7 protein-coding genes are annotated in these 8,025 nt (G+C 70.2%); 2 read left to right on the top strand and 5 right to left on the bottom strand.

Going from position 1 to position 8,025, the window contains the following annotated elements:
• Window positions 1-6 precede the first annotated feature (6 nt).
• Together K2X24_RS23655 and K2X24_RS23650 are read right to left on the bottom strand one after the other, a co-directional pair.
• Window positions 7-816, bottom strand: a complete 810-nt coding sequence (locus tag K2X24_RS23655) for a universal stress protein (protein ID WP_292501728.1) — start codon at window positions 814-816, stop codon at window positions 7-9.
• A gap of 75 nt (window positions 817-891) precedes the next feature.
• Window positions 892-1,539, bottom strand: coding sequence for a BON domain-containing protein (locus K2X24_RS23650; RefSeq protein WP_292501726.1), 648 nt, complete (start codon window positions 1,537-1,539; stop codon window positions 892-894).
• A 336-nt stretch (window positions 1,540-1,875) separates the two neighbouring features.
• Between K2X24_RS23650 and K2X24_RS23645 the strand changes: the two genes are divergently transcribed.
• Entirely contained in the window at window positions 1,876-2,694 is an 819-nt protein-coding gene (locus K2X24_RS23645) for a universal stress protein (RefSeq protein WP_292501723.1), read from the top strand.
• A 114-nt stretch (window positions 2,695-2,808) separates the two neighbouring features.
• Here the strand turns inward: K2X24_RS23645 and K2X24_RS23640 are convergent, their stop codons facing one another.
• From K2X24_RS23640 to K2X24_RS23630, 3 genes are all read right to left on the bottom strand, one after another.
• The gene (locus tag K2X24_RS23640) at window positions 2,809-3,591 is read right to left on the bottom strand and encodes a Crp/Fnr family transcriptional regulator (RefSeq protein WP_292501722.1); all 783 of its coding nucleotides are present in this window, start codon (window positions 3,589-3,591) and stop codon (window positions 2,809-2,811) included.
• Between the two features lie 26 nt (window positions 3,592-3,617).
• The gene (locus K2X24_RS23635) at window positions 3,618-4,112 is read right to left on the bottom strand and encodes an Hsp20/alpha crystallin family protein (protein WP_292501721.1); all 495 of its coding nucleotides are present in this window, start codon (window positions 4,110-4,112) and stop codon (window positions 3,618-3,620) included.
• Between the two features lie 329 nt (window positions 4,113-4,441).
• On the bottom strand, window positions 4,442-5,374 hold the full coding sequence (locus K2X24_RS23630) for an alpha/beta hydrolase (RefSeq protein WP_292501719.1): 933 nt from the start codon (window positions 5,372-5,374) through the stop codon (window positions 4,442-4,444).
• 470 nt (window positions 5,375-5,844) lie between these two features.
• Between K2X24_RS23630 and K2X24_RS23625 the strand changes: the two genes are divergently transcribed.
• On the top strand, window positions 5,845-8,025 hold a 2,181-nt coding region (locus K2X24_RS23625), incomplete at its 3' end, for a Hint domain-containing protein (protein WP_292501717.1).

Raw genomic sequence — 8,025 nt, 5'->3', positions numbered from 1 at the left:
TTACCGTCAGTGGCTCATCAGGCAGCATACGGGGCAGCCGGCGAGCAGGTCGCGGGTGACGCCGCCGAAGGCCCATTCGCGCAGGCGGCCGTGCCCGTAGGCGCCCGCCACGATCAGGTCGGCGGCGTGCTCGCTGGCCGCATCGACGAGCGCCTCGGCGGTGGAACTGCCCCGGGCGTCCTTCGCCACGGCGGATGCGTGGACGTCGTGGGCCTGGAGGAACCCGACGACGTCCCGCGTGTCGGCGGCACCCGCGCCATCGTCGATGGCGAGCACCACGACGTGGGAGGCCCGCGCGAGGAAGGGTAACGCGTCCCGCAGGGCGCGATGGGCCTCGCGCGTGGTCTTCCAGGCGACGGCCACCCGCTGCGCATCGAGACGGTCCATGCCCGGCGGGACGACCAGCACCGGGGCGCCGAGCCGCATCACCGCATCGCCCGGATCGACCGACAGGAGCGGGTTGCCCGCATCGCCCCGGCCGACGACCACGAGGTCGGCGGCGGCCGACTGGCGGGCCAGGAACTCCATCGGGAAGTCGAGGTTCGAGCGCCACTCGACGCGGCTTCGGCCGGCGGCGGCTTCGTCGAAGGCCGCATGCGCGATCCGCAGGTCGTTCAGGACGGCTTCCTGGACCGAGGCGAGGCAGTAGGAGCTCCCGAGGGTCGGTCCCACCGGCGCGGCCTCGTAGGCCGGCATCTCCGCCGCGACCCCGATGAGGCGGGCCTTGAAGTCGTCGGCGAGGTGCCCGGCGAGGCGGATCCGGCCGCGGGCGGACTCATCGAGATCGACCGCGACCATGACGCTGGCATAGGACATCGCAATCCCCTGTTCGACGACGGCATCGCAAGCGTCGGAGCGGGGCGGGCGGCGAGCCCGGCCCCGGCCGCCGGCTCACCCGAGCGTCAGGTGGTCCACGACGGCGCGCACACCGGGCGCCGACCAGGCGGCGTTCTCGACGAGGTTGCGCTCGTGCCAGGCGTGCACCTTGCCCTCCAGGGTCACCTTGGCGTCCTTGACCGTCACCTTGATCGCGTCGGCCTCGACTTCGGCGTTGCGCTTGAGCGCCGCCTCGATCTTCGTGCGCACGTCCGTGGCGCTCGCCTGCGGCTCGACCGTGATCTGGTTGATGATGCCGGCGACGCCGGTGAGGCGCTTGAGCGCGGCCTGGGCCTCCTCCTTCTGGTACTGCCACGGCACCGCGCCGGTGAGCGTGATCCAGCCGTCCTGCACCTTCACCTGGACGGCGTTCGGCGGAACGGTGACGGACCAGTCGAGCATCTGCACGGCGCGCCGGGCCAGATCCTCGTCGCGGGGCAGTGCCTCGCCGGCGAAGCGGACCTTGATCTCCTCGACCACGCCGCGCACGCCGCGCACCTTCCGGGCCGCCTTCTCGGCCGCCACGCGCTCGGTGTAGCTGCCGACATGGCCCGTGAGCGTGACGATGCCCTTGTCCACGGCGACGCCGATATGGGCCGCATCGATGCTGGGCTCGAAATCGAGCTCGTCGACGATGCTCTGGCGCAGGATCTTGTCGTTCATGGAGAAACTCCTTTTCCGGCGATCGGTCGGCCGGGCCGCGGATGCACCCGGCCGTGTGAGGCACCCTCTCCCCCCGCGCGCCGGGGGACATTGATCCACCTCAAGGGATCGGCCGGCGCCGCGGGGACTCGCGCTTCGCACCACGGCAGCGCGCCGGCGCGACCTCGCCGAACCCCCATGGCCGACCCGCGATGCATCCGCGCAAAGCTTTCGCGGGGGGACGGGTGCGGCCCGGTCCACGGCCGGGAGCGGCACGGTGTTGAGACAGATCAAGGCCGGGCACCGACACGGGCGCACCATGACGGCGTCGCGCGTTCGAGCCCGGGAGCGGATCCGATGTCCTATGCAAGCCTCATGGTCGCGGTCGACGACGGGCGCCACGCCGCGGCGCGGGTCCGTCTCGCCGCGGAACTCGCCCACCGCTTCGGCGCGCGTCTCATCGGGGTGGCCGGCGGCCTGCCGGAATATCCGCAGGGCCTCGGCGAATCCATCGTTCCGGCCGACATGGCCATCGAGGAGATCCGTCAGGCCGCCCTCGACCGGCTCAGGGGCGCGGAGCAGGTCTTCCGCGAGACCTCGTGCCTGAACGATCGGGTCGCCTGGCGCTCCGACCTCGCCGCCCCGGTGCCCTTCCTGAACCAGCAGTCACGGGCCGCGGACCTGATCGTCGTCGGGCGCTCGGCGGACGACGAGGACGTCTCCCCCGGCATGGCCGTCGACCTCGGCGACGTGCTTATGGGCAGCGGCCGCCCCGTGCTGGTGGTCCCGCCGGGCGTCGAGCACCTGAAGACGCGGCGCATCGTACTGGGCTGGAAGAACACGCTTCAGACGCGCCGGGCCGTCTCGGACGCACTGCCGCTCCTGCGACGGGCCGAGACCGTCCAGGTGGTGCGGATCGCCGACGGCGAGGCGCGGTCCGAGATCGAGGACGTCGCCGCCTACCTGACCCTGCACGACGTCAACGCGACCGCGCAGGTCGTGACGTCGTCGGGCTGGACCGTCGCGCACGACCTCAGGACGGCGGCCAGCGCATTCGACGCGGACCTGATCGTGACGGGCGCCTACGGCTACAGCCGCCTGCGCGAATGGTTCTTCGGCGGGGTGACGCGGGACCTGCTGTCGAAGGGCGCCGTTGCCTGCCTGATGTCCCATTGATCGCGCGACCGCTCATCGGCAAGCCGCGCGACCCTGGTGCACCCGCGCGGTCCGCCACCGTCGCCGGCATGCCCGCCCGGGCCGGCATGCCCGCCCCGGCCGGACCGAGACCGGTCAGAATGCGACGGCGTTCCCGCCATCGACGAAGCTGGGCCTTCGGAACGGATCGAGGACCGCCGGCGACGGTTCGACCGGCTCGGGCAGGTGCAGGTAACCCGGGTCGAAGGCGGCATAGGCCGCGAGCCGGTCGAGATCCGGGACGGTGATCACGCCTTTCACGAGCCGGATCCGGCCGGCGTCCTGGAGTGCGTGCAGCACGCGATTGACGTGAACGATGGAAATCCCCGCGATGTCGGCGATCACCGCCTGCCGGACGCCGCCGGCGAACGCATCGCCTTCCCGGCACCCGACCGCGCGGAGCCGGGCCACGATCTCGCAGACGAGATGGGCGACCCGGCCTTCGGCATCCCGCCCGGCATTGACCAGCCAGCGCTGGGCGATGCCGAGTTCCAGGAGCGTCAACCAGGCGAGACTTCGCTCGACACCGGGGTGGGCCCGGATCAGGGATCGCAGCGCCTCGGGGGCAATGTCGGCGACCGCGGAGGCAGACAGGGTTCCGATTCTGCCCGGAAGTTCGAGCGGAAGCAGCGACCGCGACGCGCAGAGGTCGCCGGGCAGGAACAACGCGACGATGCGTCGTTCCCCCCCGGGTTCCATCACGTAGCGACAAGCCACGCCGTCGAGGACGAGGTGGAGGCCGCTCGGGCCCGGTCCGCCGTCGAGTTCGGCACGCGCCGCCACGGGTCGCGGTTCAAGCGGAAGGGCAAGCAGGGCTTGACGGGCCACTTCGTCGAGGTGGCCGCCCCTCTCCAGCCGTCGGACCAGCCATGCATGCATGGACAATCCGCTCACGCCGACGCCGCTCACGTGGCCCTGATCTCGATGCGCTGGGGCGCCGCCGACGTCATCGCGTCCTTAGGGAACCTCACCGTCAGGACTCCCTTGTCCATGCTCGCCTCGATGTCTTCGGCCTTGACGCCCGCGGGCAGGTCCAGGGTGCGGGCGAAGACACCGTAGGAGCGTTCGGTGATCTTCCGCGAGCCCTTCGTCTCCTCCGTCTCCTGCCGCTTCTCGCCGCTGATGACGAGCGTATCGTCGGCGAGCTCGATGCGGACGTCCTCGCGCGCGAGACCCGGCAACTCGGCGGTGACCTCGATGCGCCCGTCCTTCTCCACGACATCCATGCGCGGCAGGACGCCGCCTTGCAGGAGACCGCCTTGCAGCAGCGCCGGCAGGCCGAGCCGAAGGTCACCGAACACCGAGTCGGCAAGCCGGTGCAACGGCCAGACGGAGGCTTGCTGATCGGCGGATGGCGTGCCGCCACGGTCGCCGAGGGTCAGAAGCGATTTCAGGTCCATGGGATGGCCTCCCTGTGCGCGGGGCCGGTGGACCCGCTCACGGGAAAGGTGAGGTTGGGCCTTCGCCTTGGCCTTGATTTGGATCAAGGCCCGAAACCCTGCGCGTTCGAGACGGCCCACTTCGCGACACTGCCGTGTGGGCCCGCAGGTCTTCCGAACCCTCGCACACCGCGCTCTGCGAACGCGACGAGGGCGAATTCTTCTCCGTCCAGTGCGGTCGTCGGTGCGTCACGATAGGCCCATCGACCGCATCGTCCTCACCGTAGGTCCATGGAAGCCCCGGAGGAGCGGGCAGCGCCCGGGGGCATCCGCGCGGCGGGCCGCGCCCGTCAGGCGCGAAGGGTGCGTCCAAGCTCCAGAACGGCGCGGGTCAGCAGGCCGTCCGCCGGCCGCAGGTGATCGTAGATCGTGAAGTGGTTCGCGCGCGGCACCGGGATCAACGCTCCCGCCTGATGTCTGGCCGAGCGATAGGCGTGAAAGGATCGACTGTTCTCGACGAGCGCCGGCAGCTCGGCGGTGCCGTAGGCGAGCACCAGCGGCTTATCGACCGGAGGCAGACGCAAGGGCGAGAGCGTCGCGATCTCGCCGTCGCTGAGATGCAGTTTCGCGTTCAGGTAGGTGTCTCGCAAGGGTCCGAGTTCGTAGATGCCGGACATCGCCAGACCGGCGCGCACGCTCGGATGTCCGAGAGCCGCCGCGCAGAGATGGCCGCCGGCCGACCAGCCCGACAGAATGATCGGCCCCGCGATACCGTGTGCCGGCCCTTCGGCGGCGAGCCAGTCGAGGGCCCGATGAACCTCCGCCACGATCTCGGTGAGGGTCGCGTCCGGAGCCAGCGTGTAGCCCGGCATCGCGGCGGCGAAACCGGCGGCGAGGACGCCTTCCATCATGCAGGAGAAGTTCTCGCGTGAGCGGGCCTGCCAATAGCCGCCGTGAACGTGAATGAGGCAGGGCGCCATGCGGTCGGACGCGGGAAACAGGTCCCACTTGTTGCGGGGCCGGGGCCCATAGGCGAGATCGATGGTGCCGGCATGCTGCGCGCGGAGGCGGGCGGAGTCCGTCGTCCAACCCTCCACGATCCCCGCACTGCCCGGCACCGCCGTGGAGTTGTTGTACGCGCCGTCGCGTTCGCCCTGACTCGCGGTCATCCAGTTGTCGGGGGCGGCGGTGAGCGCCTGTGCGGACACCTCCGTCGCGAGGCCCGCAGCGGCGAGAGCACTCGCGGATGTGGCGAGCAGGCGACGACGATTTGGATCGGTCATCGGCCTTACATAGCGCGAGCCTGCGCGAGGAACCACTCCGTGACCGGCGACGCCTCGGCGGCACCGAAGCCGCCCGCGCGGGCCGCCGGACGGTCAAGCCTGGGAGTTTCGCGATCATTGTCTCAACGTACGACGCGACCGTGCCAGCATCTAAAACAAATGCGATGGCGCCGTGGCTAGTACCCATAATGTTCAGAACACGGAAAACGAATTTCGCGACGAATGGATTTGTTTTTGTTGCTTATGTCGATAGACCAACACGGATGAACCCTGTGTTGCTTCGACATTTTGTATAAGCACGAACCCGTACCGATCAGGCGGTGACTGGCGAAAAAATCGGCGCGAAGACCGAGGCCGGGACTTCTTATGGGTATGTGTGGTTTTGACACTTTCCTCAACACACGTGCCGCGATACGCCCGTCCCATGGATCGCGGGCATATCCGCCGGCACGGGCACGCAGGACACGACCATGGCCACCACGCGCGCATCGACCGCGGTCGATGGAACGCAGGGCAACGACATCAGCCAGATGGCCGCAACGGGATCCCAGGTCTCGGCCGACGGGCGCTACGTCGTCTTCACCAGCACCTCCAGCAACCTCGTGGCCGGCGACGCGAACGGTCAGCAGGACGTGTTCGTCAAGGACACGCTCACCGGTACGGTCACCCTGGTCTCCACCGACAGCACGGGGGTGCAGGGCAACAATTCCAGCAACACCCCGTCGATCTCGGCCGACGGCACCCATGTCGCCTTCCAGAGTACCGCCAGCAACCTCGTGGCCGGCGATACGAACAATCAGCAGGACATCTTCGTAAAGGACCTCGTCACCGGCACCACCACCCGCGTCTCCACCGACAGCACGGGTGTGCAGGTCAGCGGTATCAGCAGCATCGCCTCGATCTCGGCCGACGGCACCCGCGTCGCCTTCCAGAGCAACGCCAGCACCCTCGTGGCCGGCGACACGAACGGCACCACCGACGTCTTCGTCAAGGACCTCGGCACCGGCACCACCACCCGCGTCTCCACCGACAGCGCGGGCGCGCAGAGCGCCGGCACCAGCATCAACGCCTCGATCTCGGGCGACGGCACCCGCGTCGCCTTCCAGAGCAATGCCAGCAACCTCGTGACCAGCGACACGAACGGCTCCACCGACGTCTTCGTCAAGGATCTTGGCACCGGCACCACCACCCGCGTCTCCACCGACAGCACCGGCGCACAAAGCACCGGCGGCAACAGCCTCGCCCCCTCGATCTCAGCCGACGGCACCCGCGTCGCCTTCTCGAGCACCGCTAGCAACCTCGTGGCCGGCGACACGAACGGTCAGCAGGACGTCTTCGTCAAGGACCTCGGCACCGGCACGATCACCCGCGTCTCCACCGACAGCGCGGGCGCGGAGGGCGACGGTACCAGCGCCAACAGCTCGATCTCGGGCGACGGCACCCGCGTCGCCTTCTCGAGCACCGCCAGCAACCTCGTGGCCGGCGACACGAACGGTCAGCAGGACGTCTTCGTCAAGGACCTCGGCACCGGCGCCACCACCCGCGTCTCTACCGACAGCACGGGCGCGCAGACCACCGGCGGTAGCGGCAGCGCCTCGATCTCGGGCGACGGCACCCGTGTCGCATTCCAGAGCAACGCCAACAACCTCGTGGCCGACGACACGAACGGCTCCACCGACGTCTTCGAGGCCGACGTGGCCTGCTACGTCACCGGCACGCGCATCCGCACCGACGTGGGCGAGGTCGCGGTCGAGGATCTGCGCGTGGGCGATTGCGTGCTCACCGCCGCCGGTGCGTATCGCCCGATCCGCTGGATCGGCAGCCGCGCCATGGCACCCCGCCGCCATCCCCGGCCCGGCCAGGCCCAGCCCGTGCGCATCCGCGCCGGCGCGCTGGGCGAGAACAAGCCCGCGCGCGACCTGTGCGTCTCGCCCGGCCATGCCCTCTGCCTCGACATGCTCGGCGAGGTGCTGGTGCCGGCCGTCGCCCTGGTCAACGGATCGACCATCGTCCAGGAGGACGTGGCGCACGTCACCTACTGGCACGTCGAACTCGACGGCCACGACATCCTGCTGGCCGAGGGCCTGCCCGCCGAGAGCTACCTCGATTGCGGCAACCGGAGCTTCTTCGGCACGGGCGCGGTCGTCGATCTCGGTGCCGGCCCCGATGCCGGGGCGGGCACGACCGCCGATTATTGCCGGCCCTTCCACCGCGACGGCCCCGTCGTCGCGGTGGCCCGGGCGCGCCTGCGCAGCCGGGCCAAGGCGGCCGGCTGGGTCCTGCACCAGCCCGAGGTCTGGGCCGGCGTGCACCTCGAGGTGGACGGCGCCCGCCTCCTGCCCGAGACGCGCGGGCTCTCCGCCTGCTTCGTCCTGCCGGCGGACGCCCGGGAGATCTGGCTCTGCGCGCCCACGAGCGTGCCGGCCCAGGTCTCGGACAGCGTGGATGAACGCGCGCTCGGGCTCTGCCTCTCGGGCCTGACCCTCACCGCCGGCTTTGAGGCGCCGCGCGCCGTCTCCCTGAACGATCCCGCGCTCGCGGCGAGCTTTCACGCGGAGGAGTCGGAGCACCGCTGGACGGCGGGCCGGGCCCGGCTGCCGGCCGGCCTGCTGGCGGGCCTGTCCGGCCCGGTCTTCCTGCGCCTCGACCTC

This window comes from Methylobacterium sp., from assembly GCF_019750675.1.
Lineage (GTDB): Bacteria > Pseudomonadota > Alphaproteobacteria > Rhizobiales > Beijerinckiaceae > Methylobacterium.
The sequence above is the reverse complement of the archived record's forward strand: the minus strand, read 5'-3'. Positions and strand labels throughout refer to the sequence as shown.